Annotated in this window: 28 protein-coding genes; 10 read left to right on the top strand and 18 right to left on the bottom strand. The window is 72.8% G+C overall.

The genetic code is table 11. The features are described from left to right. Positions 1–84 precede the first annotated feature (84 nt). Both AC5L30_RS16545 and AC5L30_RS16540 read left to right on the top strand, forming a co-directional pair. Positions 85–1,200 carry an ATP-dependent DNA ligase gene (locus AC5L30_RS16545; RefSeq protein ID WP_112584960.1) on the top strand — a complete coding sequence of 372 codons (1,116 nt, stop codon included), beginning with the start codon at positions 85–87 and terminating at the stop codon, positions 1,198–1,200. A gap of 58 nt (positions 1,201–1,258) precedes the next feature. After that, a complete protein-coding gene (locus AC5L30_RS16540) occupies positions 1,259–2,830 on the top strand; it encodes an alpha/beta hydrolase (RefSeq protein ID WP_494868292.1) in 1,572 nt (523 codons plus the stop codon). Here the strand turns inward: AC5L30_RS16540 and AC5L30_RS16535 are convergent. Then, on the bottom strand, positions 2,757–3,269 hold the full coding sequence (locus AC5L30_RS16535) for a potassium channel family protein (protein ID WP_494868220.1): 513 nt from the start codon (positions 3,267–3,269) through the stop codon (positions 2,757–2,759). The two genes, AC5L30_RS16540 and AC5L30_RS16535, sit on opposite strands and share 74 nt — an antisense overlap. Positions 3,270–3,343: 74 nt before the next feature. Between AC5L30_RS16535 and AC5L30_RS16530 the strand changes: the two genes are divergently transcribed. Together AC5L30_RS16530 and AC5L30_RS16525 are read left to right on the top strand one after the other, a co-directional pair. After that, positions 3,344–3,796, top strand: a complete 453-nt coding sequence (locus tag AC5L30_RS16530) for a GNAT family N-acetyltransferase (RefSeq protein ID WP_494868219.1) — start codon at positions 3,344–3,346, stop codon at positions 3,794–3,796. 64 nt (positions 3,797–3,860) lie between these two features. Next, positions 3,861–4,358, top strand: a complete 498-nt coding sequence (locus AC5L30_RS16525; RefSeq protein ID WP_494868218.1) for a hypothetical protein — start codon at positions 3,861–3,863, stop codon at positions 4,356–4,358. A 188-nt stretch (positions 4,359–4,546) separates the two neighbouring features. Here AC5L30_RS16525 and AC5L30_RS16520 read toward each other — a convergent pair whose 3' ends face one another. From AC5L30_RS16520 to AC5L30_RS16470, 11 genes are all read right to left on the bottom strand, one after another. After that, on the bottom strand, positions 4,547–5,287 hold the full coding sequence (locus tag AC5L30_RS16520; RefSeq protein WP_494868216.1) for an ABC transporter ATP-binding protein: 741 nt from the start codon (positions 5,285–5,287) through the stop codon (positions 4,547–4,549). After that, entirely contained in the window at positions 5,284–6,279 is a 996-nt protein-coding gene (locus AC5L30_RS16515) for an ABC transporter ATP-binding protein (protein WP_494868214.1), read from the bottom strand. The genes AC5L30_RS16520 and AC5L30_RS16515 overlap by 4 nt, the downstream gene beginning before the upstream one ends. A gap of 1 nt (position 6,280) precedes the next feature. Next, on the bottom strand, positions 6,281–8,989 hold the full coding sequence (locus AC5L30_RS16510; RefSeq protein WP_494868213.1) for an FtsX-like permease family protein: 2,709 nt from the start codon (positions 8,987–8,989) through the stop codon (positions 6,281–6,283). Beyond that, on the bottom strand, positions 8,986–12,171 hold the full coding sequence (locus AC5L30_RS16505) for an FtsX-like permease family protein (RefSeq protein ID WP_494868212.1): 3,186 nt from the start codon (positions 12,169–12,171) through the stop codon (positions 8,986–8,988). Before AC5L30_RS16505 ends, AC5L30_RS16510 begins: the two co-directional genes overlap by 4 nt. Positions 12,172–12,288: 117 nt before the next feature. Next, positions 12,289–12,453: a hypothetical protein gene (locus tag AC5L30_RS16500; RefSeq protein ID WP_494868210.1), complete on the bottom strand. Its 165-nt coding sequence runs from the start codon at positions 12,451–12,453 to the stop codon at positions 12,289–12,291. Then, on the bottom strand, positions 12,450–12,665 hold the full coding sequence (locus AC5L30_RS16495; protein ID WP_030336216.1) for a helix-turn-helix domain-containing protein: 216 nt from the start codon (positions 12,663–12,665) through the stop codon (positions 12,450–12,452). The genes AC5L30_RS16500 and AC5L30_RS16495 overlap by 4 nt, the downstream gene beginning before the upstream one ends. Further along, complete coding sequence (locus tag AC5L30_RS16490) at positions 12,665–13,144, bottom strand: DUF2975 domain-containing protein (protein ID WP_494868209.1); 480 nt, start codon at positions 13,142–13,144, stop codon at positions 12,665–12,667. The genes AC5L30_RS16495 and AC5L30_RS16490 overlap by 1 nt, the downstream gene beginning before the upstream one ends. A 60-nt stretch (positions 13,145–13,204) precedes the next feature. Then, a complete protein-coding gene (locus AC5L30_RS16485; protein ID WP_494868208.1) occupies positions 13,205–13,819 on the bottom strand; it encodes a YdeI/OmpD-associated family protein in 615 nt (204 codons plus the stop codon). Positions 13,820–13,840: 21 nt separating this feature from the next. After that, positions 13,841–14,368, bottom strand: coding sequence for an HIT family protein (locus tag AC5L30_RS16480; protein ID WP_494868207.1), 528 nt, complete (start codon positions 14,366–14,368; stop codon positions 13,841–13,843). Between the two features lie 180 nt (positions 14,369–14,548). Further along, complete coding sequence (locus AC5L30_RS16475) at positions 14,549–15,799, bottom strand: HNH endonuclease signature motif containing protein (protein WP_494868206.1); 1,251 nt, start codon at positions 15,797–15,799, stop codon at positions 14,549–14,551. A 65-nt stretch (positions 15,800–15,864) separates the two neighbouring features. After that, positions 15,865–16,020, bottom strand: coding sequence for a hypothetical protein (locus AC5L30_RS16470; RefSeq protein ID WP_494868205.1), 156 nt, complete (start codon positions 16,018–16,020; stop codon positions 15,865–15,867). 47 nt (positions 16,021–16,067) lie between these two features. On the opposite strand from AC5L30_RS16470, the gene AC5L30_RS16465 reads away from it, so the two are divergent. Further along, positions 16,068–16,316, top strand: coding sequence for a hypothetical protein (locus AC5L30_RS16465; protein ID WP_494868204.1), 249 nt, complete (start codon positions 16,068–16,070; stop codon positions 16,314–16,316). On the opposite strand, the gene ligD is transcribed toward AC5L30_RS16465, so the two are convergent. Further along, positions 16,311–17,360: a non-homologous end-joining DNA ligase gene (gene ligD / locus AC5L30_RS16460; RefSeq protein ID WP_494868203.1), complete on the bottom strand. Its 1,050-nt coding sequence runs from the start codon at positions 17,358–17,360 to the stop codon at positions 16,311–16,313. The genes AC5L30_RS16465 and ligD overlap by 6 nt on opposite strands. Positions 17,361–17,407: 47 nt before the next feature. On the opposite strand from ligD, the gene msrB reads away from it, so the two are divergent. After that, positions 17,408–17,812 (top strand): peptide-methionine (R)-S-oxide reductase MsrB, encoded by a 405-nt coding sequence (msrB, locus tag AC5L30_RS16455; RefSeq protein WP_030336225.1) that lies wholly within the window; start codon positions 17,408–17,410, stop codon positions 17,810–17,812. Between the two features lie 26 nt (positions 17,813–17,838). Here the strand turns inward: msrB and AC5L30_RS16450 are convergent, their stop codons facing one another. From AC5L30_RS16450 to AC5L30_RS16440, 3 genes are all read right to left on the bottom strand, one after another. Beyond that, complete coding sequence (locus tag AC5L30_RS16450) at positions 17,839–18,447, bottom strand: DUF305 domain-containing protein (RefSeq protein WP_494868201.1); 609 nt, start codon at positions 18,445–18,447, stop codon at positions 17,839–17,841. A 63-nt stretch (positions 18,448–18,510) separates the two neighbouring features. Further along, positions 18,511–19,251, bottom strand: coding sequence for a lytic polysaccharide monooxygenase (locus tag AC5L30_RS16445; protein ID WP_494868200.1), 741 nt, complete (start codon positions 19,249–19,251; stop codon positions 18,511–18,513). A gap of 107 nt (positions 19,252–19,358) precedes the next feature. Continuing rightward, a complete protein-coding gene (locus AC5L30_RS16440; RefSeq protein WP_494868198.1) occupies positions 19,359–19,634 on the bottom strand; it encodes an isoamylase early set domain-containing protein in 276 nt (91 codons plus the stop codon). 157 nt (positions 19,635–19,791) lie between these two features. Between AC5L30_RS16440 and AC5L30_RS16435 the strand changes: the two genes are divergently transcribed. The 4 genes from AC5L30_RS16435 to AC5L30_RS16420 all read left to right on the top strand — a co-directional run bounded on the left by AC5L30_RS16435 (position 19,792) and on the right by AC5L30_RS16420 (position 22,896). Continuing rightward, positions 19,792–20,052: a metallothionein gene (locus AC5L30_RS16435; protein WP_124815255.1), complete on the top strand. Its 261-nt coding sequence runs from the start codon at positions 19,792–19,794 to the stop codon at positions 20,050–20,052. A 211-nt stretch (positions 20,053–20,263) separates the two neighbouring features. Next, on the top strand, positions 20,264–21,196 hold the full coding sequence (locus tag AC5L30_RS16430) for a DMT family transporter (protein ID WP_494868196.1): 933 nt from the start codon (positions 20,264–20,266) through the stop codon (positions 21,194–21,196). Positions 21,197–21,220: 24 nt separating this feature from the next. Then, positions 21,221–21,676: a GNAT family N-acetyltransferase gene (locus tag AC5L30_RS16425; protein ID WP_494868195.1), complete on the top strand. Its 456-nt coding sequence runs from the start codon at positions 21,221–21,223 to the stop codon at positions 21,674–21,676. A 119-nt stretch (positions 21,677–21,795) separates the two neighbouring features. Next, positions 21,796–22,896 carry a lytic polysaccharide monooxygenase auxiliary activity family 9 protein gene (locus AC5L30_RS16420; protein ID WP_494868194.1) on the top strand — a complete coding sequence of 367 codons (1,101 nt, stop codon included), beginning with the start codon at positions 21,796–21,798 and terminating at the stop codon, positions 22,894–22,896. Positions 22,897–22,947: 51 nt separating this feature from the next. Here AC5L30_RS16420 and hemQ read toward each other — a convergent pair whose 3' ends face one another. Both hemQ and hemG read right to left on the bottom strand, forming a co-directional pair. Then, complete coding sequence (gene hemQ / locus AC5L30_RS16415; RefSeq protein ID WP_196921722.1) at positions 22,948–23,649, bottom strand: hydrogen peroxide-dependent heme synthase; 702 nt, start codon at positions 23,647–23,649, stop codon at positions 22,948–22,950. Next, positions 23,646–25,055, bottom strand: a complete 1,410-nt coding sequence (gene hemG, locus AC5L30_RS16410) for a protoporphyrinogen oxidase (protein WP_494868192.1) — start codon at positions 25,053–25,055, stop codon at positions 23,646–23,648. The genes hemQ and hemG overlap by 4 nt, the downstream gene beginning before the upstream one ends. Between the last annotated feature and the right edge of the window lie 3 nt (positions 25,056–25,058).

Genomic DNA, 25,058 nt, shown 5'->3' with positions numbered 1-25,058 from the left:
AGCGGCGCGTGGGCGGACACGCCGCCCCGGCGGCCACGGTGATCTGCCTCACGACTGTCGGCACCGTCTGATTGACTGGTCGGCGTGGACCTGCCGATCAACCCGCCGGTCGAGCCGATGCTGGCCAAGAGCGTTCCCAAGCTGCCCACCACGCCCGGGGTGACCTACGAGCCCAAGTGGGACGGGTTCCGGTGCATCGTGTTCCGCGACGGCGACGAGGTCGAGTTGGCCAGCCGGGGCGGCAAGTCGATGACCCGCTACTTTCCCGAGGTGGTCGAGCAGGCCCGCCGGCAGCTGCCGGAGCGGTGCGCTGTCGACGGGGAGTTGATCGTGATTCGGCGCGACGGGCCGAGCGGCCAGCCGCGGCTGGATTTCGAGCTGCTGGCCCAGCGCGTCCACCCGGCCGCGTCCCGGGTGAAGATGCTGGCCGAGACGACCCCGGCCGACTTCGTCGCGTTCGACCTGCTGGCGATCGGTGACGAGGCGCTGCTCGACCAGCCCTACCCGCGCCGCCGGGAGCGGCTGGTCGAGGCGCTGGCCGGGGTGCGCCCGCCGGTGCACGTCACCCAGGTCACCACCGATCCGGACACCGCGCGGCGCTGGTTCGACGTCTTCGAGGGCGCCGGGCTGGACGGTCTGATCGTCAAGCCGGCCGACCTGCCGTACGAGCCGGGCAAGCGACTGATGTTCAAGGTCAAGCACGCCCGCACCGCGGACGCCGTGGTGGCCGGCTTCCGCTGGCACAAGTCCGGCCCGGTGGTGGGCTCGCTGCTGCTCGGCCTATACGACGACGCCGGGGTGCTGCACCACGTGGGCGTGAGCGCGTCGTTCAGCATGGCCCGTCGGGCCGAGTTGCTCGACGAGCTGGCGCCCTATCGGGACACCGGCGGCGAGCACCCGTGGGTGCACGGCGACCACGAGCGTGGCCAACGCATCCCGGGTGGGGTGAGCCGGTGGACCGGCACGAAGAACCTGGAGTGGGAGCCGGTGCGCCCGGAGCTGGTGGTCGAGGTGGGCTACGACGCGATGGAGGGCGAACGGTTCCGGCACACCGCCCAGTTCGTTCGGTGGCGCCCGGACCGCGACCCCCGATCCTGCCGCTACGACCAGCTCGACCGGCCGATCCGCTTCGACGTGGACCAGGTGCTGCGCGGCGACCCGACGGCCACCGTGGACCGAGCCGCCACCGGCTCGGCGTAGCCTGGCCCTCGACCCGATTCCGGAGGACCACGTGACCCGCACCGCCGACCAGCCTCGGATGGCGACCAGCCGCCGGGTCCGTCGCACTCTGGCCGCCTTCGGCGTCGCCGCGCTGCTCACCGCCGGTTGCACGCTGCCGGCGTTCGCGCCGCGCACCGAGGTGGAGGGCGCGGCCGCCCCGACCGGCAGCGCGCCGACCTGGCGGCCCTGCCCGGAGGTGCCCGACGAGTTGGTCGGGCGGAGCGCACCGAACATGCGCTACGAGTGCGCCCGGATCGCGGTGCCCCGCGACTGGGGCACCGGCGGCGGGGCGAGCGCCGGCCCGGGCGCCGGGCAGACCTTCGAGATCGCCCTGCTGCGCGCCCGGTCCACCAAGCAGCGCGACCGGGTGGGCTCGTTGGTGATCAATCCGGGCGGCCCGGGCGGCTCCGGTGTCGACACCGCCGTCTACCTCTCCTTCGGCCCCCAGTTTGGCGGGCTGCCCGCCTCGATCACCGAGCGCTTCGACATCGTCGGCTTCGACCCGCGCGGGGTCTCCCGGTCCAGCCCGGTGAAGTGCATCTCCGACGCCGACCTGGACGCCAGCTTCGGCTTCGACCCGGATCCGGCGAGCCAGTCGGCATTCGATGGCTTCGTCGGCCTGAGCCAGCGGATCGGGCGCGGTTGCGGCGACCGCTACGGCGACCAGTTGCCGCTGTACGGCACCGAGCAGGCCGCCCGCGACATGGACGCGGTCCGCGCCGCCGTGGGCGACGACAAGCTCACCTACCTGGGCTACTCGTACGGCACCCTGCTCGGTGCCACCTACGCCCAGCTCTACCCGCAGCGGGTGCGGGCGCTGGTGCTCGACGGCGCGGTCGACCCGCAGCAGCGGCTGGTCGAGGGCTCGGAGAGCCAGGCCCGCGGCTTCGAACGGGCGTTCACCAACTTCACCCGCTGGTGCGCGGCGAACGCCGGCCGCTGCCCGATCGCCCCGGACGCCCGCGCCGCGGTCACCTCGGCCATCGACAAGGCCAAGGTCTCCCCGGTACGCGGTGCCGACGGCCGGGAGGCCACCGCCGGCTGGGTGTTCTACGCGGTCATCTCCTCGCTCTACACCGAATCCGGCTGGCAGGAGCTGGCCCAGGCGATCGACAAGCTGGCCGAGGGCGACCCGAAGGACGTGTTCCGGCTCGCCGACGCGTACGCCGGCCGGGAGGACGACGGGCACTACTCGAACCTGTTCGACGCCAACCTGGCCATCAACTGCGCCGACGAGACGGAGAAGCCGAGCCGGGAGCAGATCCGGCAGTTGCAGTCCGAGTGGCGCGGGAAATACCCGCTGTTCGGGCCGGCGCTGGCGGTCGGCATGCTGAGCTGCGTCGAGTGGCCGGGCGGGCGTGACCCGTACCCGACCGGGAAGGCGAACGGCGCACCGCCGATCCTGGTGGTCGGCACCACCGGCGACCCGGCGACGCCGTACGAGCAGACCCCCCGGCTCGCGTCGATGCTGGGCGTCGGGCGGGTGCTGACCTGGGAGGGCGAGGGGCACACCGCCTACCCGCAGACCGCCTGCATCACCGACGCGGTCGACGCCTACCTGCTCGAGCTGACCGTTCCCAGGGCGGGGCTGCGCTGCCCGGCCCGGTGACGGGCCGGGTCGGCGGCAGTGGGGGCAGATCGATCCCCTGCCGGGTGGCCAACTCCTCCAGCAGCGCCCGCATCCGGCGCACGTCGGCCTTGAGCTGCTCCTGCTCCTCGTGCTCGAAGGCGTCGTCGTCGACGATGAGCCGGCTCGCGAAGTGCGCGGTGATCAGTGGGATGACCAGCAGCACCATGGTCGAGATGAGCAGCGCGGCCAGTGTGCGGCCCGCCCAGGTGGTCGGCGAGATGTCGCCGTATCCGACGGTGGAGGCGGTCACCACCGCCCACCAGACGGCGTCGGCCGGGCTGCGCTGCTCGACCTCCCCGTAGATGACCCCGGCCACCACGATCATCAACAGGTACGAGGTGATCAGCGTGCGGGGTGAGTTCGCGAACCACACCAACGCCCGGTACACCCAGCGGAACGGCAGTAGCACTAGCTCCATGCCGCCCCATGCTGCCCGTTGCCCGCAACCGGCACAGGCCCATTCCCCGGTTTCGCTGTGCCAGGATCACCGGCATGAGCGACGTGATCTTCCGTACGGCGGTCCGGGCCGACCTGCCCGCCGTCATCGCCCTGCTCGCCGACGACGTCCTGGGTAAGGCCCGCGACTTCACCGAGGTCGACGAGGCGTACGAGAAGGCGTTCGCGGACATCAGCGCCGATCCGCGCAACCAGCTCGTCGTGGCCGAGCAGGATGGCGAGATTGTCGGCTGCCTACAGATCACCTACATCCCGGGTCTGGGTCGGCACGGCAGCGAACGGTCCCTGATCGAGTCGGTCCGGGTCCGCTCCGACCGGCGTGGCCAGGGGCTGGGCCGGGAGCTGATGATCTGGGCGGTCGACCAGGCCCGACAGCGCGGTTGTGCCCTGGTGCAGCTCACCACCGACAAGACCCGCGAGGACGCGCACCGCTTCTACCTGGGCCTCGGCTTCATGGCCAGCCACGAGGGCATGAAGCTCGCGCTCTGACCCATCGTCACGTCCACCCGGCGGGGGCGGCGGGAGTCGCCCCGAACGGGTTACCTTTGCTGCCATGAGCAGGCCGACGATGCCCGGCGTCGCACCGCCGCGCCCGCCATGGCGGCGGACTGGCTCGGCGCTGTTGGCGGTCGGCGTTCTCCTGGTCGTCGTCGCGTTCTGGCTGCCCGCCTGGCGCAGCGTCTACCTGGATCGGACGGAAACCACTGCGGGTTGGAAGGTGCTCGGCTGGGCGCTACCGTTCGCGATAATCGCCGCCGTGTTCGCGGTGCTGTCGCTCGCCAACACCGGCCCGGCCCGCTGGGCCTGGCGGCAGGCCAGCCTGGGAATGCTCATCTCCAACGTGCTCGCCTGCGGCAGCCTCACCGGGGCGTACTGGTATTTCGAGGCCGAGGACCCCTACGCCAAACACGAGTTGATCTCGACCGGGCCGGGTGCCGGTCTTCTCCTCGCCCTGCTGGGCTACCTGCTGATCCCGCTCGCCGGGGCCCTTCCTGACGGCCAGAAGCGCACCGACCGGCCCGAGCACGACCGGCCCGAGCAGACGCCGTAGAGGAACTCCCTCGCCTACCGCCGCACGAGGGCTGTGGAGCTGATGTCGTAGACGAGTCACCGTCCGGCGATTCGTTGACGACATCAGCTCCACAGCGAGCGCGGACCACCATCCGCCGCCCAGCCCACCCGCCACCCACCCGCCAGGCGGGAGGCGTGGGACAGCGTCGGGCAGCAGTTCGGTAGCGGTCAGCCGGCGACCAGACGGCCGTCGCGCAGGACGAGCACCCGGTCGGCGAGGTCGATCAGGGCCGGGTCGTGCGTGGCCACCAGGGCGGTCATGCCGCGGGCGTGCACCACCGCGCGCAGCAGGTCCATGATGGACCGACCGGTCTCCGAGTCGAGCTGGCCGGTGGGCTCGTCGGCGATGAGCAGGTCCGGCTCGTTGGCCAACGCACGCGCCACCGCGACCCGCTGCTGCTGACCGCCGGAAAGCTCGTACGGGCGCTGCGCGGCGTGCCCGCCCAGGCCGACCAGTTCCAGCAGCACCGCGACGCGCTCCTCCCGCTGCGCGGCCGGCACCTGCGCCAGCCGCAACGGCACGCCCACGTTCTCGGCAGCGGACAGGATCGGCACCAGCCCGAAGGTCTGGAACACGAACCCGACCGTGCCCCGGCGCAGCCGCAGCAGCTCCGCCTCCCCGGCGGAGGTCACCTCGTGCCCGGCCACCACCACCTGGCCGCTGTCCGGCCGGTCCAGCCCGCCGATCAGGTTCAGCAACGTGGTCTTGCCGGCTCCGGATCGACCTCGGATGGCGACCAGCTCGCCCCGGTCGGCGGTGAACGACACGTCCCGCACCGCGTGCACGGCGTGCTCACCCCGGCCGAACGTCCGGCTGACCCCACTGACCCGGACCACCTCGGCGGGGTGCGCCGCGGGCGCACCGCCGAACCCGGCCGCGCCGGTCACCACCACGTTCTGCCCGCTCATGCCCGCGCCCCCCGCTCGTCCGAGGCCCGATTGCCGGGCCGTACCTGCACATGGTCCGGCTCCAGGTCGAGCCGGACCCGCTCCTTCAGCGAGAGCGCGTCGACGAACGCCGCCGGCAACTGCATCCGACCGTTGCGGTCCAGCACCGCGTACTCCTCGCTGACCAGCTCGGTGTTGCCGTCCGCGTCGATCCGCGCGGTCCGGCGTACCTCGGAGGCGGTCCGGCCGTCGCGGATCGCGACGGTCCGGCGGACCTGCGTGGCCACGGCGTGGTCGTGGGTGACGACCACGATGGTCACGCCCAGTTCCGCGTTGATGGTGCGCAGCGCCGCGAAGACATCCGCGCCGGTCGCCTCGTCCAGCTCACCGGTCGGCTCGTCGGCGAAGAGCACCTCCGGGTCGTTCGCCACCGCCACCGCCACCGCGACCCGCTGCTGCTCGCCACCGCTGAGCTGCCCCGGCCGCCGGTCGGCGCAGTAGCCCACGCCCACCAGGTCGAGCAGTTCCCGGGCCCGCTCCCGGCGGGCCTTGCGGCTGCGCTTGCCGGCCAACTGCATCGGCAGCTCGACGTTCTCCAGCGCGCTGAGATACGGCAGCAGGTTGCGGCCGGTCTGCTGCCAGACGAACCCGACCAGCTGCCGCCGGTAACTCAGCCGTCGCTTCGCGGAGAGCGAGAGCAGGTCGTAGTCGGCCACCCGGGCGATACCGGCGGTGGGAGTGTCCAGACCGGAGAGGATGTTGAGCAGGGTCGACTTGCCCGAACCGGAGGCACCGACGATCGCCACCAGCTCACCGCGGTCGATGACCAGGTCGAGCCCCTGCAGGGCGACCACCTCCACCCCCTCGGTCTTGAAGATGCGCACCAGGCCGTCGCAGACGATGTGTCCGCGGAGGCGGTCCTGCCCGCCGGCCCGCTCGGCGGCGCGAAGCGCTGCCCGCTGTTGCAGGGCGGCCAGGTCAGGCACCAGTGGAGTCTGGGCGGTAGCGGTCATCTCAGCTCTCCTCTCCGAGCCGAAGCACCTCTCCGAGGCGCAACCGGCGGTTGTTCAGGGCCTCGACGGCGACCGCGAAGCCGAGGGCGACCGCCCCGAGCGCGAGCACCGCGGCGACCAGGCTGGGCTCGAAAGCCACCCGGACCGGTACACCACTGGTGAAGGCGGACAGGCCGAGCACCGGGTTGAGCAGCAGGGGCAGCGCCGCGCCGACGAGCGCGCCGGTCAGCACCGACACCGCGACCAGCGGGGTCAACTCGACCAGCAGCAGCCCTCGCCACTGCCGGCGGGACAGACCGAGGGTGCGCAGCCGGGACAGCACCTGACCCCGGGCGCGCGCGCCGGCCAGCACGGTGAACGCGATGGCCAACAGCCCGAGCAGGGTGCCACCGACCGCCCCGGCCACGAACCCGAAGGCCAGCACCCCGTTCGCCCCGCCCTCGCCAAGATCCCGGCGGACGTCCGCCCGGGTGTCGACGGTGACCCCGATCAGCCGTTCCCGACCGGTGACCGTGCCGTCCCGCTGGTAGCGCTCCTGCCCCTGGTCGCCGGCGAGGCGTAGCGCCTCGGCGTCCAGCGGGTCCCCGGCGACCAACAGGCTGGTCGGCACGGGTGTGGTGGTACGCGTCGGCAGGGCCTGCCAGGGCAGAATCACGAACCGGCTGGCGTTCGCCGCCAGCATCGGGAAACCGTCCTCGGTGCCGGCCACCCGGAACTCGTACCGCTCGCCCTGCACCGAGATGAACGCCGAGTCGTCCAGCCCGGCCTTGGTCAGGTCGGCGGCGACCGCCGGTGAGACGATCGCCGGCAGCGGACCCGGGCCGGGCGCGGCGGTGCGCAGCGCGGCCGGAACCGACAGGTCCACCTGGGAGTCGCGGGCCACCGTGTCCAACCCCGAGCCGTCGATCACCAGCACGTCCGTCTGCCCGATGAAGGCGTCGGTGCCGATCTCGTCGGTGGCCAGCCGCTCATCGTCCTCGTACAGCACCCGTGTCACGGCCTGGATCCCCGGCAGACGGCCCAGCTCGTCGACGGTGTCGGGTGCGAAGCGCTCCCCACGGATCACCGCGTCGGCGGGCACGAGCTGCGCGGCGGCCCGGTCCCGGCTCGCGTCGACGCCGGCGGCCACCACCGCGCAGAACGCCGCGGTGCCGATCGCCAGCACCACCACGACCAGCGGGGCGGCGACCGCCGCGCGGCCGGCGCGGGCCGTGCCGAGGAAGGCCACACTGCCCCGGGTCCGCGCGGCCAGCCGGCTGACCAGCAACAACGGCCAGGGGTACGCCCGCAGCGCCAGCACCGCCGCCGCGACCGCGAGGAGCACGGGCACCGACACCAGCAGTGGGTCCACCTCGCCGAGGGTCAGACCACGCCGGCGCAGCAGCACCGCGGCGAGCCCGGCCAGCAGCAGCAGGGAGACCTCGACGGTGAGCCGACGAGCAGACGGGCGCACCCGGATCAGGTCCCGGCGCACCGCTCCGCCGGCCGGTACGGCCAGCGTCGCCAACGGCAGTGCCAGCGTGACCAGCACGGTCACCGCGATGACGTACGGGGTGGTCGGATCCGGGGCACCGGGGAACAGGGTGCCCAGCCACCAGCCCAGCACGGCGGCGATCGGCACCACCAGCACCGACTCGGCGAGGCTACGCCGGGCGCCGGCGGTGGCCCCGCCCCCACGAGCGCGCAGCAGCGCGAACTCCGAGCGACGCCGTCGGGTGGCGAGACTGGCCGCCAGCACGATGAGCCCCGCCAGGGTGGCCAGGACACCTGCCGCGATCACCGCGAGCAGGGTCCGGACGGCATCGATCTGGGCGGCGAACGCGCGCAACGGAACGTCGACGCCCTGGGTCAACGTGAGCCCCGTCGGCTGGTTGCGCTGCATCACCTGAAGGCCGTCGATCAGCTGGTCCAGCTCGCGTGCGTCGATCCGGTCGACGCCCAGCCGGTACCGCCAGGTGGACTGGATGGGCCAGCCCGCCGCGGCCCGCTTGTTGAAGACCGACTGCGCGACGACGCCGAACATGACGAACGGCATGCCGTCCCCGGGCGGTTCGATGACCCGCAGCAGCTGTGGCAGCCCGTCCCAGATGCCATTCGCGCGGTCGACGGGGCGGAACAGCCCGGCCACCACCAGCGGGGCGCCGTCGACGAGCCGGCCCTTGTCGTCGGTGTTGCCGATGCGCAGTTGGCTGCCGGCGCGCAGGTTGAGCTTGCGGGCCACGTCGACGTCGAGCGCCACCTCGATGGGCCGGTCGGGAACGTACGTCTCGCTGGGCCACGCCCCCTCGACGAGGGTGCTCGCGCCCTGCATGTCGGGCATGGCCCGCAGGCCCAGGTCGACCAGCAGGTTGCGGGCCGCCAGGTCCGGTCCGACCACACGGGCCGCAGCGGTCTCGACGCTGTACCACCGCTCGGTGACGGCCGAGCGCACCTGCGGCGGCATCTCCGCGGCCAGGGCGTCGAACCGCTCGGCGGCGTCGCCCATCGCCGTCCGCCGCGACGTCGCGGGTTCCAGGTTGGTGGTGTACGAGAGGTCCCGGCGGGCGGCCGGCTCGCTGTTGAGTTGCGCTCGCAGCCCCTGTTCGGCGAGCCGGTTGACCAGCCGGGGCACTCCGCTGATCAGCAGCGTGACCACCAGGGTCAGCACCGCCAGCAGCAGGAACTGCCCCCCGTACGCCCGGACCCGCCGGACGGCCGCCCCGACGCTCATCGTTCTCCCCCGATTCGCAGCTGCACCGCCGCCACCCGCTGACGGATGCCGGTGGCGATGAACGCGCTGAAGGCGAGCGCCGCCAGCAGCAGACCGACCGCGGTCAGGCCGATTGGCACCCAGGGCAGCACGAACGCCGCCGGGGGTGTCGGCCGGCCGGCGGCCGGGGTGAGGATGACCAGTGGGGCCATCGTCGCGCCGACCGCGGTGCCGAGTAACAACCCGACGCCCACGCCGATGCCGGCGAGGAACGTCTGTTCGGCCAGCAGCGCCCGGGCCATCAGCCGGGGCGTGGCGCCGAGGGTGTGCAGGACCGCGAACTCGCCGAGCCGACGCCGGGCGGTGGCCCACACGTCCACCATCAGGCCGACGAGGGCGAGCAGCACCGCGCCGAGCGCGGCGGCGAGCATTCCGGTCCGCGAACCGCGCCAGTACGGGTCGTCGGCGGCCGACTCGATCGCCGCTTCCCGGTTGAGCACGGTGACACCCGGCAGTTCGCGGACGGCGTCGGCGGCGGCGTTCGCGTCGCCGGCGCCGACCCACCATTCCGGTACGGGTCGCACCGCGCCGCTGCTCCGGATCATCGCGTCGACCGCCGCCGGCAGGTCCAGCAGGACGCCTTCCCCGGTGGTGGCCGGCACGGCGGCCAGCTCGCCGACCAGGTGCACCGGCAGCGTCGCCCCGGAGAGGGTCAGGTCGACGGTGTCGCCGACGCGCAGGCTCAGCGCGTCGCGGACCCCGGGGGTCATCAACACCGGTACGGGCTTGTTGTCCCCGCCCGGCACGACAGCGAACCGGGTGGGCGGCTGGTACGCGAACTGCCCGCCGGGAATCACGTCGACCGCGCGTACCGCGGCGAACCCGGTGGCGGTGGCGGGCAGCGGTGTGGGTTTCTGCCCGGGGACCGCCATGGCCCAGTCACCGCCCAGTTCGGCCGGTTGGTTCGTGCCGTCGGCCTTGACCACCGTCAGCCCGTCCACCTGGAGTCGGTAGGAGTTGCCGGCGGCCAACCCACCGTCGGCCTCGAAACCGGCCAGCCGTAGCCGCGTTCCGCCCAGGTCGGGCAGTCGCACGGTGAACGGGGTGGCCCGGCCGTCGCTGTCGGCGTCGGCCGCCGGTAGCCGCAGGGCGAGCCCGTCGGGGGTGGTGACCAGCAGCGTCACCGCGACCTTCAGCGACCGGGCGGCGTTGCTCACCGGGGTCCGGATCGTGCCGGTGATGGCTCGTGCCCCGGCGGGCAGTTCGACGCCGGCGGGTGCGCCCCGCGCGCCGACCATCTTCCGGTACTGCTCCGCCGCCGATCCGTCGCCGAGGCGGTCGGCGAGCCGGACGACGCCCGGGGCGCTGGCCGGGTCGACACCGATCACGGTCGCCGGCAGGTTCTCCCGCCCGACCCGGATCTCGTCCCGCCACGCCGGCAGCACCCGGTCCACGCTCGGCAGCGCGGCGAGTTCACCGGCCCGGGTCGGTGGGGCGCCCCCGGCCCGTTCGGTCACCCGGAGGTCGGCGCCGACCGTGTGCCCGGCCTGCTCAACCTGGGACCGTTCCCCCGTGCTGATCAGCGACCAGGCCAGGGTGCTGCCGCCGACGGCGAGGGCGAGCAGCAGCACCGGGCCAGCGTGGGGACGCCGGCCGGCCTGCCACATGCCGAACATGGTGGCGGTCCAGGGACGTCGGTCGACGAACCGCTCCGCGAACCGGGTGATCGGCGGGAGCACCCGCAGCGCCAGCACGGCACCGGCCAGCACGCCGAGCGTCGGGGCGGCGACCAGCAGCGGGTCGAGCCCGAGCTGACCGCCCGAGCCGGCCAGTGGGGAGGCGTACCGGCGTAGCTGCACCCAGGCGAGCACGGCGAGTGCCACGAGCACCAGGTCCACGCTGGCGCGTTGGACGCTCGCCGCCCGGTTCGGCCGGGATCGGGCCGCCATGTCGGCGACGTACGTCCCGGCGCCGCGCAGCGTCGGAAGGACCATGGCGACGAGGCAGCCGGCCGCGGTGGCCGCTGCCGCCGCCCAGACCAGTGTGGTGTTACCGCCGGCGGTGGAGAGGTCACCCGACCCGCCGGGTCGGACGTACCGCAGCGCCTCGCCGGCGATCAGCGGACCGAGCACGGCGGCCGGGGCGACCACCAGGGTCGCCTCACGGGCGGCCAGGCCGGCCAACTGCCGACGGGCGGCGCCGCGCGCACGCAGCAGCGCGGTCTGTGGGCGGCGGTCCTCGTGTAGCAGCGCGGCGACCAGCACCAGCGCGTACCCGGCGAGCACCAGGATGAGCAGCAGCGGCGTGGCCAGCGACGAGCGACCCACCAGGTCGGCGCGGCCGATCCGGTCCAGCAACTGCGGCATCTTGGTCATCGCCTGCCCGGAGTTGCCCAGTTGGGCGGCCTCGGGGACGGCCGAGACCGCCTCGGTGAGGGCTTTCCGCACGGCGGGCAGGTCGGCGGTGTCGACGCCACCGAGGTCCGGTTGGGCCAGCCAGGAGGCCGACACCGAGCCCGGGAAGGTGGCCACGAAGTCGGCCGGGTCGAGCGTGAACGGCCCGTACGAGGTGCCGGAGCCGGCGCTGCCCACCCCCACGCCGGGTGCCAGCAGCCAGTACGCGTCCGCCGGGTCGCGGGGCCGCCAGGTGCCGGCGAGCACCAGCTGCCCCCGTCGTTCGGTGGCCCGGTCGCGCACCGGGACGCGTTCGCCGACGGTCAGGCCCAGGGCGCCGGCGACCCGTTCGGGCAGGCTCACCTGGACGGGGTTCGACCCGGGGCGGGGCCAGGCTCCGCTGGTCAGCTCGGCGTGGTCGGCGAGGTCGGCGAGGGTGGCCAGGTTCGCGAAGACCGGTTCGTCGGCCGTACGCGGGATCTGCCCGAGGTCGCCGGTCAGCTCCCGGCCGGTGCCGTAACGGGCGGCGGTGACGCTGACCGGGACGCCGCCGAGCCCGGTGGCGAACTCTGCGCGGACCGCCGTGTCCCGGGTTGCGAATTCGGCCGCGTCCCGCCCACCCGAGCCACTGACCAGCAGGCCGCGCTCCTCGGCGGGCGAGGCGGCGACCAGTGCCCGCTGCCCGGCGTCCACGGCCCGACGGTTGTAGTCGGACAGCCCAGTGACCAACGCGACGGCGACGAGGGCAGCGATCACCGCAGCGACCAGCAACCCTCGCGCCTCGCGGGCCCGCCTCCACACCAGCTTCATCCGACGCCTCCCCTGGCCCTGGCGGGCCGACGACCATCAAGACAGGCCACCCACCGGGAAAGGTTCGCGCCCGTTACATGATCGTTATTACGAGAGGGGTCGACTCAGGCCGGCCGGCTAACTGCCGCCCCGGAGGTTGCGGATGCCGAACGCCACCGCGCCGATCACGAGAACGACGCCCAGGAGTTGGAGGCCCGGCGAGTCGTCGGCCTCCCCGAGCACGATGCCGGCGACGCCAAGCGCCACCACGAGTACGGCGGCGACGGTCAGGATGTACTTCACGGGGTTTCCTCCTCGACCCACTCCAGCAGGTCTCCGGGCTGACAGTCGAGCACTCGGCACATCGCTTCGAGGGTGCTGAACCGCACCGCCTTGGCCCGGCCGTTCTTGAGCACCGCCACGTTGGCGGGGGTGAGCCCGACGCGCTCGGCGAACTCGCCGACGCTCATCTTGCGCTTGGCCAACTCCACGTCGATGCGGACGACGATGGGCATCAGATCACCGCTTCCATGTCGGTCCGCAGCGTGGTGGCCTGCCGCAACAGCGCCCGCATCACCACCATGAGCAGCCCCAGCACGGTGACACCCATGGTCAGCAGGAACAGCAGGATGGGACCACCCGGGTCGTCCGCGTTGAAGCCGACGTAGAGGAAGACACCCACGAGGACCACCCACCCCGCCCCGATGGCCCACACGATCAGGTCGACCCACTTCAGGGAGGCTTCGGTGAAGATCCGGTCGTTCTTGACCATGTTGAGCAACTGCCAGGTCGACACGATCACCACCTGGACGCACAGCACCCAGAACACCGCCACGGCGGTCAACGGCCACCGGAGGTAGGCGTGTTCCGGCGACTCCTGGGCCATGTGCGCGAACTGCCCCGGCAGCGAGAACGTCTGAAACCCGATCAGGACCACGAACAGGACCCCGAGTACGACTCTGAGAGCGGCTACCGCTCGATGCTCCGTAACCATGCATCGAGTTTCGCTCGTTACCTATCGAAAGTCAATCGGTTGCCCGAACGTCCGCTCCGCTCACGACGGCGTCGGCCCGGGCGCCGGCCTCGCCTTCTGGGGGTAGAACGTCTCGTGACGGGCCAGCATGGCGACGAATTCGCCGATCTTGCGCTCGCGGGTCTCCGCCCGCTTGACGGCATTGAGGCGATGGATGAGAGCGAACCGGTTGGCCTTGGTGAGCACGTCGAGCATGGCCTGGGCGGCGGGCTCGGCGGCGATGGCGGCGAGCAGGTCAGCCGGCACCTCCGCCTCCGACGGCGGGGCGTAGGCGGCCGCCCACCGCCCGTCCGCCTTCGCGGCGTCCACCGCGGCGCGGCCCGCCGGCAACATCCGCCCCTGCCCCTCCAGCCGGGCCACGTTTCCGACGTTGCGCTGGGACCAGGAGCTGCGGGGCCGACGCGGGGTGAACCGGATCCAGGACGACTCCTCATCCCGCTTGCGGGCCTGCCCGTCGATCCAGCCGACGCACAAGCCCTCGTCGACCGCCTGCTGCCAGGTCAGCGTCGTGACCGTGCCACCCTTCCTGGTCAGGGCGAGCCAGACGCCGGGCGACGTGGCGTGGTTGGCCAACAACCACGCCCGCAGGGCGTCGGCGTCCGCGACGATCAACTCATCCAGCTCGGTGCTCGCCATGACGGCAGGCTAACCGCTGGGTCATGGTCGCCGGCGACCACCGTGCGAGGCGATCAAGGCGTCCACGACGGCCGCAGCGTCGGCGTCTGCCACGTCCGCCGGGTACTCCGGCAGCAGGTCGTCCCAGATGACCAGCCACGACCCGTACAACTGAGCCTGCCCCTCGGGCCGAGCGAAGAACCAGACGTGCAGGTGAGCGCCGCCATCTCCGATGCGGTAGACGTGGGCTCGCGCGATGTGCGGCAGCGCCTGCATGTGGCGCACGATCCGAGTGCTCAACAGCCCAAGTTCGGCAGCCAGTTCGTCAGGGAGATCCGCCATGTCGTGGTGATCGCGCGGCAACAGCATGAGCACCAGTGGGACGCCCACGCCCTTGATCCGGATCAGCCGCCAGCGCTCGTTGAACCAGATCCCTTCGTCCCGACTGCGGCAGGTATCGCAGTCTGACGGATCCTCGCCGTGCCGCGCCGGCTCCGGGAGCACCGGCGGCCTCAGCGGCGCCACTCGAAGCCCGTCCGGCTCGAACGGACTGATCTCCCACCCGGTCATGCGTGCCAGGGGAAGGCGGCGCTCGTCGTCCGCGGCGGCTACCGCGTGGTCGTAAAAGTCGTTTGGTCGAAGGGCCATGCGACAGAGGCTAGTAGAAGAAGATCCACACTGGCCGGTGGCGACACATTGCTTCTGGCCTCGCAGGCCGCCGCAGTGACCGAAGAGGCTGAGCCTTGCCGTCTATCTGCGGCGGTGGTAGTGGTTGCGGCGCGGGATCTGGTCGGGATCGAGCCAGGCCGGCGGCAGGAACTCCGGGTGGCCGTCGTGGCCCAACCGAACCGCCCACTCGCTCTGGTGGATGTGCCGGTGGTGGTGGCCGCAGAGCAGCACCGCATTGTCGAGGCTGGTCAGGCCGCCGTCGGCCCAGTGCCGGAGGTGGTGGGCGGCGCACCAGCGGGGTGGCCGGTCACAGCCCGGGAAGGCACAGCCGCCATCGCGCAGCACCAGCGCCCGACGCAGTGGGCCGGTGACCAGGCGACGTTGCCTGCCCACGTCGAGCACCTGCCCGGCGCCGCCAAGCACGGCCGGCAGGATGGCCGCGTCGCAGGCGAGTCGGCGCACCGTGTCGGGGGTGAGCCGCAGGCCGACGTCGAGGGTGCCGGCGCCCAACTGCCGCGCCAGCCGGTCGTAGTCGATGGTGACGACGAGCTGGGCCGGGTCGCCGCCGTTCTCGGGCAGCTCCCCGGTACGTAGCGCCAGCCGACACACGTCCGCGAGGGCGTCGTGGCGACGCTGCCCGGCACAGCGAGCGTCATCGGGCCCGGCGGGTGCGCTGAGCGGGTCGATGACGGCGCGCAGCAGCGCGGCGGCCTCCGCGTCGAGGGTGCCGCTGAGCCGTAGCCGCCCGCCGGTCTGCTCGGAGATGGTGACGTGCCGATCGCGGGCGGCCCGGGCGGCCTCGGCGGCCAGGCCCGCCGCAGCGGCGGCGTCGGCGACCTCGGGAGCGACGTGATCGAGAATCCGGGTGCCCATCCGGCGCAGCAGGGTGGGGTCGAACTGCGCGGCCCACTCGACCAGCACGCCAACCGCCTTGTCGGCGATCTCGGCGCCCGCCGAGACCGACACCGCGGCGGCCGTGTCGGCGATGACCCGGGCCTGCTCCACGCTGACCGCCCCGCTCGCCAAGGCGTCGCGCACGCCGGGCGGGGCCATGTCGAGCGAGGCGGCGAGGCCGACCAGCCGACGGGCGGAGGAAACATCGAGTCGTAGGCGGTGGCGCAACCACACCGCCGTCGAGGCGGCGCCCTGCGCGACCGGGATGCCCCGACCGTCCAACTCCCGGACGACCGCCAACTGCACCGACGCCAGCCGCTGCTGAAGCCGGTGGGTGGCGTCGAGCGCCGCGATCAGATCATGCTCGGAGAGAGCCCAGGCGGCGGCGTCGGCGCAGGTCGCCACCGCACTGTCCGCCCGCCCCAACTCATCGATCACCGGCAAATTCTAGAACAGGTGTACGACGCTTTCGCTCGCACCGGATCACCCGCTCGAGGGCTTCGTCAGCCCTCGGCCAACTCCGGCCGGTGCTCCCGAATCCAGGCCACCACGTCCGACCTCCGCCACACCTTCCCCTGCACCAGATCCGCCACCGGGTCGGGGTAGTTCCGGTGACTGGTGATCACGTATACCCGCTGTTTGCTGATGCCACCGAGCATCAAAGCAACACGTCCCTAACCGCGCGCCCCTGTGCGGCCTGCATCCGGTGCACCAGCACCTGCCGCGCCGGCCGCTCTGGCTCTGCCGGGTGTGCGCCGCCACCTGGCCGTGCGCATTCGCCCGGATGTTGCTGCGGGTCGAGTACGGGACCGACCGGGTGGCGCTATCGATCCACATGGCGAGTCAGTTGTTTGACGCGACTGCCGACCTGCTCAAACTGAACCCCGACCCGGCGCCCGACCCGGCAGAGCTGTTCGACAGGTTCCTGGCGTGGACAGCCCAGCCCCCGCTATGACTCGGCGGGTCGGTCCGGGCGGTCGACGGAGCGCTTGGCGCGGCTCGGCTGCACCCGCTTGGGCTCGCCGGGCATCTTGGGGTGGTCCGGCGGGTACGGCAGGTCGCCCTGGCCGGCGGCGGCGTCGCGCTCGGCCCACTCCAGTAGCGGGGTGATGTCCCACGGTGCGTCGTCGATCCCGGCGTGCGGATCACCTCGCTCGGCGAGCCGGGCCGGCACGGTGCGCAGGTCGAAGTCGTCCGGGTCGACGTCGGGGAGTTCGTCCCAGCTGACCGGGGTCGAGACGGTGGCCCGCGCGTTGGCCCGCAGCGAGTACGCGCAGGCGATCGTCCGGTCGCGCGCCATCTGGTTGAAGTCGACGAAGACCCGGGTGCCGCGCTCCTCCTTCCACCAGGCGGTGGTGACCAGATCGGGGTTGCGGCGCTCCACCTCCCGGGCCAGCGCGATGGTGGCCCGGCGCACCTCGGTGAACGTCCAGCGGGGTTGGATGCGCAGGTAGACGTGCACACCCCGGCCGCCGGAGGTCTTCGGCCAGCCGGTCGCGCCCAGCTCGTCGAGGAGCGCGCGGACCTCGCCGGCGGCTCGCGCCGCGTCGGCGAAGTCGGTGCCGGGCTGCGGGTCCAGGTCGATGCGCAGCTCGTCGGGGCGGTCGACGTCGGCGGCCCGCACCGGCCACGGGTGGAAGACGATGGTGCCCATCTGCGCTGCCCAGGCCACGTGCGCCAGGTCGGCCGGGCAGAGCTCCGCCGCGTTCCGACCGCTCGGGAAAGTGATCTGCGCGGTCGTCACCCAGGGCGGCACCCCACGGGTGGGCACCCGCTTCTGGAAGAACGCCTCGCCCTCGACGCCCTCGGGGAACCGTTGCAGGGTGGTCGGCCGGTCCCGCAGGGCGCGCATGATCCCGTCGCCGACCGCGAGGTAGTAGTGGAAGACGTCCGCCTTGGTGAACCCCCGCTGCGGGAAGATCACTCGATCCGGACTGCTCAGCCGGACGGTGTGCCCGGCCACTTCGACCTCGACGGCCGCAGCCTTGGTGCCACCCATCCCGCGACCTTATGCCACGCCCCCGACGTTCGACGTACCGTTGACGGGTGAGTCTTGACGACAACGAGCTGCCCCGTACCGACGAAGAGTGGCGGGTCCGACTGACCCCCGAGGAGTTCCACGTCCTGCGGGAGGCCGGCACCGAACGCCCATGGACCGGCGAGTACGTCGACACGAAGACCCAGGGGGTCTACCACTGTCGCGCCTGCGGGCTGGAGCTGTTCTCCAGCGACACCAAGTTCGACTCGCACTGCGGCTGGCCGAGCTTCGACGACGCCATCCCGGGCCGGGTCAAGGAGATCGAGGACCGCAGCCTCGGCATGGCCCGTACGGAGATCCGCTGCGCCCGCTGCGACAGTCACCTCGGGCACGTCTTCCACGGTGAGGGCTTCACCCCGAAGGACACCCGGCACTGCGTCAACTCGGTCTCCATCAAGCTGGAACCCCGCTGACCCAGGCACTCAGGGCGTGACCGCGCTCAGGGCGTACCCCTGAGCAGCTCGACCTCGGCGGCCCGGGACTGCTCGATCCGCCGGGCCAGGTCACGGACCCGCTCGTCGCGGCCGACACCGACCTGGGATCGGGCCAGGTCGGCCGCCGATCGCTGATGGTCGGCGAGCACCTCGCGCAACACGTGGTCGACGTCCGCGTCCGACGCGGTCCGCAGCCGGTCGAGCGCGGCGTCGTCGCCGTGCCCGTCGTGGTGGTGTGCGACCGCGCTGGCGGCCGGCCCGGCGGTGGGCAACCAGCCGCGCATAGCGGCCAGTTCGTCGGCCTCGGTCGCCTCGATGGCGGCGGCCAGGGTGCGCAGCGCGTCGTCGCGCACCCGGTCCCGGGCCAGCCGGACGATCTGAAGGGTGCGTTCGCTGTGCCCGACCATGGTGCTCAGGAACACCACGTCGATCCCGCTCATCGTGTCCGCCTCGCCCGCTGAGCCGGCGCCCGCGGACCCGGCCGCCGCCGAGCCGGCCGGGGACGCGGGGGCCGGCTGCGGCAGGGCCGACGGGCTCGAGGTGGGTGATCCGGAACAGGCTCCGGTGAGCAGCAGTGCGGCAACGAGGGACGCCAGCGGGGTACGGCGGGGCATGCCGGTTGCTCCGTTCACGCGAGGGCGGCAACACGGGTGCGACCAGGGGCCGCACCCGTGCGGTCAGACCTGGAGCCAGAGCGCCGGTACGTTCGGCGGCTCCCAGCCCGGGATCGCGGTGTGCGCCTGCCGGCAGCGGTACGTCGCTCCGCCGTAGGTGACCTGGTCGCCGACCTGGTACGCCCGGCCCGTCGTCCAGCTGCCACCCGGCGCGGGCGGAGTGGTCGGCGTGGTGGTCGGGGTGGGCCGTGGGGTGGGTGAGGTGGTGGGGGTGGGGGTCGGGTTCGACCCGCCGCCGCCGATCTGCACGTCGATGCAGGAGTAGAAGGCGTTCGCGGTGTCGGAGATGTTCCACACCGCGAGGATCTTCTGCCGCCCGGAGAAGCCGCCGAGGTTGACGTTGTGCGACACGGTGGCGCCCGGCTGCTGGCCGTTGCCGTTGACCACGCCGACCCGGGTGTTGCCGATCCAGTACTCCCAGTTGCTGGTGGCGTGCCGGGCGGTGTTCACCCAGGTGAAGGTCAGCGAGCTGCCCACCGAGGTGGCCGGCCAGCCCCGACTGTCGTCGTTGAGGACGGCGAACTGGGCGATTCCGGCATGGCAGCTGCGCAGGCCCTTGGGCCCCTCGACGCTCTGCGGCTCGTACTTGATCTGCCCGCAGTCGGGCACCCGGCCCTGGGCGCAGAGCGCCTGCCGGCTCGGTGGGGCGGAGACGTAACCGTGCGCCTGCGCGGGAGCGGCGACGGTGAGGGTGGCGGCGACGGCGCCCGCCGCCACCAGCGGGACGGTGATTCTTCGACGCATCGGGCAGCTCCTTCTCCAGGGTCCGGTAGGTGCCCTCAACGTAATTTAAACATTGTTAACAGTAAAGACTCTCATCGATAAATCCATCGATGGCGGCAGTTTTCTTCTCAGAGCCGGAGCAGGCTGCCCCGGTCGTCGACCTGGTCGGCCGACTCGTCGTCCAACCACACGCCACCGGTGCCGAGGTAACGGAACCGGTGCTCCCCCGGCGGGAGCTTCACGGTCACCGTCCTGGTGCCGTCGCGGCGGGCCACCAGCTCGTGCCGGCCCGGCTGCCAGCCGTTGAAGGAGCCGACGACGCTCACCGGGCCCGGCGGGACATCGCGGGGCAGGCAGAAGGTGACCCGGGTCTGGTTGCCGAAGAGCTTGTTGCGCTTGATCACGGTGATCCTCCGGGGGTTGCGGCGGTTCACCCGGCATAACGGGCAACACGCCGGCGCCGACACGCCGCCGGCGGGGCCAGGCATCGACGTTCCGCCCCCCGTCGCGCCCCCCTGGTGAATTCTGTAGGCACTTGTCCACTTAACGGAGGTTCTTTCGGTGGCAACCTGCGAGGTCTGCGGCAACGACTACTGGATGGCGTTCGAGGTGCACACCGTCAGCGGCGACGTGCACACCTTCGACTCGTTCGAGTGCGCGATCCACCGGATGGCACCCATCTGCGAGCACTGCCAGGTCAAGATCGTCGGGCACGGCGTCGAGGTCAACGGCCGCTTCTTCTGCTGCGCACACTGCGCCCGCGCCGTCGAGGGCGCGGTGGGCGCCGAGATCCGCGACGCCGTCGGTGCCCGCCCGGCCTGACCGCGCCCGCTCGGCCGCGGGCCAACCGGACCACCAGGCTGCGGTACGGTCGACGCCATGCGGCCATTCCTGGGCGTCCTGCCCCCGCCGCGCTCCTGAGCGGAGCGCCGCGCCTCTCGCCGACCGGGTGACCTGACCCCGCTCGGCCACCTTGTCGTACGCGCTCCGTCGACGTCGTCCCCGTCAACGGCTCACCCTTCGGAGCGCCCCCGTGTCCACGACCCGTACCCCGCTGCCGGCCGCCAGCCACGCCGCCCGCAGCGGCCTGATCCAGATCACCGTCACCGGCGTGCTGTGGGGCACCACCGGCGTGGCGGTGCAACTCCTGCGCGAGAGCACCGGGCTCAGCCCGGTGAGCATCGGCTTCCACCGCCTCGCCATCGCCGCGCTCGTGCTGCTGGCGTGCACCGCCGGCCGGCTACGCACCATCGTGGCCGCCCTGCGCGCCGCACCCGTACCGCTGCTGCTCACCGGCGTCGGCCTCGGCCTCTACCAGGCGCTCTACTTCGCCGCCGTGGCGTGGGCCGGTGTCAGCGTGGCCACCATCGTCAGCCTGGGCCTGGCCCCGGTGCTCGCCGCGGCCTGGGAGTCGGCGCACGCCCGCCGGCTCCCCGGCCCGCTGCGACTCGGCACGCTGGTCGCGGCGGTGGCCGGCCTCGTCCTGATCACCGGCGCCACCGAGCACCCCGGCGCGGCGGCGCCCGCCCCGCTGCTCGGCCTGCTCGCGGCGGCCGGCTCCGGCCTGGGGTACGCGGTGACCACCCTGATCAGCCGGCAGGTGTCGCAGCGCACCGCGCCGATGACGCTGACCACCATCTCCACCATGGTCGGCGCGCTGACCCTGGCGCCGTTCGCCCTGGTCGCCGGGGTCGGCCTGCCGGTACGCCTCGACACCGTGGCGCTGCTGCTGCACCTCGGCGTGGTCACCACGGCGGTCGCGTACGCGTTGTTCTACGCCGGTCTGCGCACCACCCCGGGCAGCGTCGCGGCCGTGCTGACCCTGCTCGAACCGCTCACCGCCGCGGCGCTGGCGGTGGCACTGCTGCACGAACCGCTCCCCGTGCCGGTGATCGTCGGCGGCGTCCTGATGCTCACCGCCGTGGCCGCCACCTATCTCGCACCGGACCGGGCGGGCCCCCGGTGAACCGGCCCGACCTACCATCGGTGGATGCCTCAGCAGACCACCGAAATCCGCACGGCCTCCTTCGCCGACCTGAACGCCCGCACCTTCCACGACCTGCTCAAGCTGCGCATCGACGTGTTCGTGGTGGAGCAGAACTGCCCGTACCCGGAGCTGGACGGGCGGGACGTCGAGCCGGGCACCCGGCACCTCTGGCTCACCGACGGCGGCGCGCCGCTGGCGTACCTGCGGATCCTGGCCGACCCGGACGGCACCGCCCGGATCGGTCGGGTGGTGGTGGCCCCGGCGGCGCGCGGCGGCGGGCACGCCGGTCGGCTGATGGCCGCGGCGCTGGAGGTGGTGGGCAACCGGGCCTGCGTGCTGGACGCCCAGTCGCACCTGGTCGCGCTCTACCGCCGGCACGGCTTCGCCGTGAGCGGCCCCGAGTACGTCGAGGACGGCATCCCCCACACCCCGATGCGGCGCGAGCCCATTGACGTGTGACGATCAGGCTGGCATCGTGCCGGGTAGAGCCATCGCGGGAGCCAGCGATCAGGCGCGGGAGTGGGCAACCTCCCGGCGATCCGGGTGTCGACGTCCGACCTCATCCCCCCGGGGGCTCCATGTCCACTCTGACCCGATCACGACGCGTGCTCTGGTTGTTCGCCATCGTGGCGACCACCACGCTCCTGTTGACGACCGCACTGACCACCATGCTGCCCAAGCCCGCCTCGGCGCACGGATCGGTCGTGGACCCGGCCTCGCGTAACTACGGCTGCTGGCAACGCTGGGGCGGCGACTTCCAGAACCCTCGGATGGCCACCGAGGACCCGATGTGCTGGCAGGCATGGCAGGCCGACCCGGCCGCCATGTGGAACTGGAACGGCCTGTTCCGCGAGGGCGTGGGGGGCAACCACCAGGCCGCCGTCCCCGACGGCCAACTGTGCAGCGGCGGACGCACCCAGAGCCCTCGCTACAACGCGCTGGACACCGTCGGCGCCTGGAAGACCACAGCGGTGTCGAACAACTTCCGGCTCCGCTTCTTCGACCAGGCCAGCCACGGCGCCGACTACATCCGGGTGTACGTGACCAAGCAGGGCTTCAACCCGGCCACCCAACCGCTCGGCTGGGGCAACCTGGAGTTGGCGGGCCAGATCGGTAACACCCCGGCCTCGCAGTGGGACCCGGACACCGGTGGTGTCTCGATCCAGATCCCGGTCAGCGCGCCGGGCCGCACCGGCCGGCACATCGTCTACACCGTCTGGCAGGCCAGCCACCTGGACCAGTCGTACTACCTGTGCAGCGACGTCGACTTCGGCGGCGGGTCGACCACCCCGCCGCCGACCACGCCTCCGCCGACGACCCCGCCGCCGACGACCCCGCCGCCCACCACGCCCCCGCCGACCACCCCGCCGCCGGCCGGGGCCTGCACGGCGACGTACCAGGTGACCGGTCAGTGGTCCGGTGGCTTCCAGGCCGAGGTGAAGGTGACCGCCGGCGGTTCACCCACCCGGGGCTGGTCGGTGAGCTGGAACTACAACAGCGGCCAGCAGGTCACCTCGTCGTGGAACACCACCGTCAGCGCCAACGGCACGCTGGTCACCGCGCGCAACGCCAGCCACAACGGCACCCTCGCCGCCGGAGCGAGCACCACGTTCGGTTTCCTCGGCTCGTGGAACGGCAGCAACCCGGTTCCGCTGGTCTCCTGTACGACGACCAGTTGATCCCCGTCCGGCGCCGCACCCGGGCGGGGGTGCGGCGCCGGCCGGTGGGCGTCAGACCAGGCAGTTGACGATCTCGGCTACCGAGCGGCGGCGGCCGGTGTAGAACGGGACCTCCTCGCGGACGTGCCGGCGGGCGCCGGAGGCGCGCAGGTCCCGCATCAGGTCGACGATCCGGTGCAGTTCGTCGGCCTCGAAGGCGAGCATCCACTCGTAGTCACCGAGCGCGAACGAGGCGACCGTGTTGGCCCGCACGTCCGGGTAGCCGCGGGCCATCTTGCCGTGCTCGGCCAGCATCTCGCGCCGCTCGGCGTCGGGCAGCAGGTACCACTCGTAGGAGCGCACGAACGGGTACACGCAGATGTACGGGCGGGCCTCCTCGCCGGCCAGGAACGCCGGGATGTGGCTCTTGTTGAACTCCGCCGGCCGGTGCAGCGCCATCTGCGACCACACCGGGGTCAGCGCGCGGCCCAGCGTGGTGCGGCGGAACCGCAGGTACGCGTCCTGGAGTGCGTCGGGGGACGCGGAGTGCCACCAGATCATCACGTCCGCGTCGGCGCGCAGCCCGGAGACGTCGTAGACGCCCCGGACCACGACGTCCTTGCCGGCCAACTCGTCGAAGAGGGACACGACCTCACCGGTGACGTTGTCCCGCAGCGACGGCAGCGGGGAGCTGGCCCGGAACACCGACCACATGGTGTAGCGGATGCTGTCGTTCAGCTCCCGCAACCGGGCCGCGTTGGTCTGCTCGGTCATCTCGCCGATCCTCCCAGTGCTGTGATGATCTCTTCGGCTGCCGTCTCGCCGGAGCGGACGCAGACCGGGATGCCAACGCCGTCGTAGCCGGCGCCGGCGAGGACCAGGGTGGGGTGCGCGGCCCGCAACGCCGTCCGCGCGGCGGCCAGCCGGTCGGCGTGCCCCGGCGCGTACTGCGGCAGCGCACCGCCCCACCGCTGCACGTGCCCGTCGACCGGGGCGGGCAGCGGGGCGCCGAGCACCGCCGACAGCTCTCGGTGCACGGTGGCCGCCAGGTCCGCGTCGGGGCGCTGAAGGTGCGCCTCCTCGCCGTACCGGCCCACCGAGGCGCGCACCAGGGCCAACCCGTCCGGCCGGCTCAGGTGCCCCCACTTGGTGGTGAAGAAGGTCGCCGCCTTGATCAGCAGGCCCTCGGTGCTCGGCACCAGGAAGCCGGACAGCTCGGGCAGTCGCGGCTGCGGCAACGCCATGGTGACCAGCGCGACGCTCGCGTAGTCCAGCGCGCCGACGCCCGCGGCCACCGCCGGCGCGGGGCCGGCCAGCAGCCGCGCCGCCGGTCGCGCCGGCACCGCCAGCACCACGGCGTCCACGTCCACCAACTCGAGGTCGCGGGTCGGGCCGACGGTGAGCCGCCAACCGGTGCCGGTCGGGGTCAACTCGCGCACGGCGGCGTCCCGCCGAACCGTCGCGCCGCTGGCCGTCACCGCCGCCTCGACCAGGGTGCTCAGCCCGCCGGCCAGGGTGCCGAAGACCGGTGCGCCGGGCGCCCGCGGCGCGGCGGCCTGCGCGGCCCGGACCGCGCCGACCAGGGTGTGCTCCACCCGGGCCGCCCGGGCCAACGCCGGCATCGTGGTGACCAGGGAGAGATCGTCGGCGCGGCCCGCGTACACCCCGCCCAGCATCGGGTCGACCAGTCGCTCGACCACCTCGTTGCCGAAGCGGGACCGGACCAGCGCACCCACCGAGACGTCCGCGTCCGGCCCGACCAGCGGCCGACCGCCGTCGGTGTCGGCGTCCGCCGCCGGGCGGGCGACCGTGGCCACCCGATCCAGATCCCCGGGTACGCCCACCAGGGTGCCGCCCGGGATCGGGCGCAGCCCTCCGTCGATGACCAACGCCGCCTGCCCCACCGTGGGGTGCACGATCTTCTCGGCCAGCCCGAGCCGACGGGCCAACGCCACCGCCGCGCTCTCGGCGCCGGTCGGGTCGCGCATCAGGAACGACTCCGCGCCGAACTCCACCGGCTGACCCGCCAGTTCACCGGTGCGCAGCTTCCCGCCCAGCGCGCCGGACTGCTCGTACACCGTGATCTCGGTGCCGGCCGGCGCGCGGTCGCGCAGGCGGACCGCGGCGGCCAGCCCGGCGATCCCGCCGCCGACCACCGCCACCCGCCAGGGCTGCCGCATCAC

The organism is Micromonospora sp. BQ32 (assembly GCF_059358895.1).
This window is presented reverse-complemented; position numbering and strand designations above follow the sequence as displayed.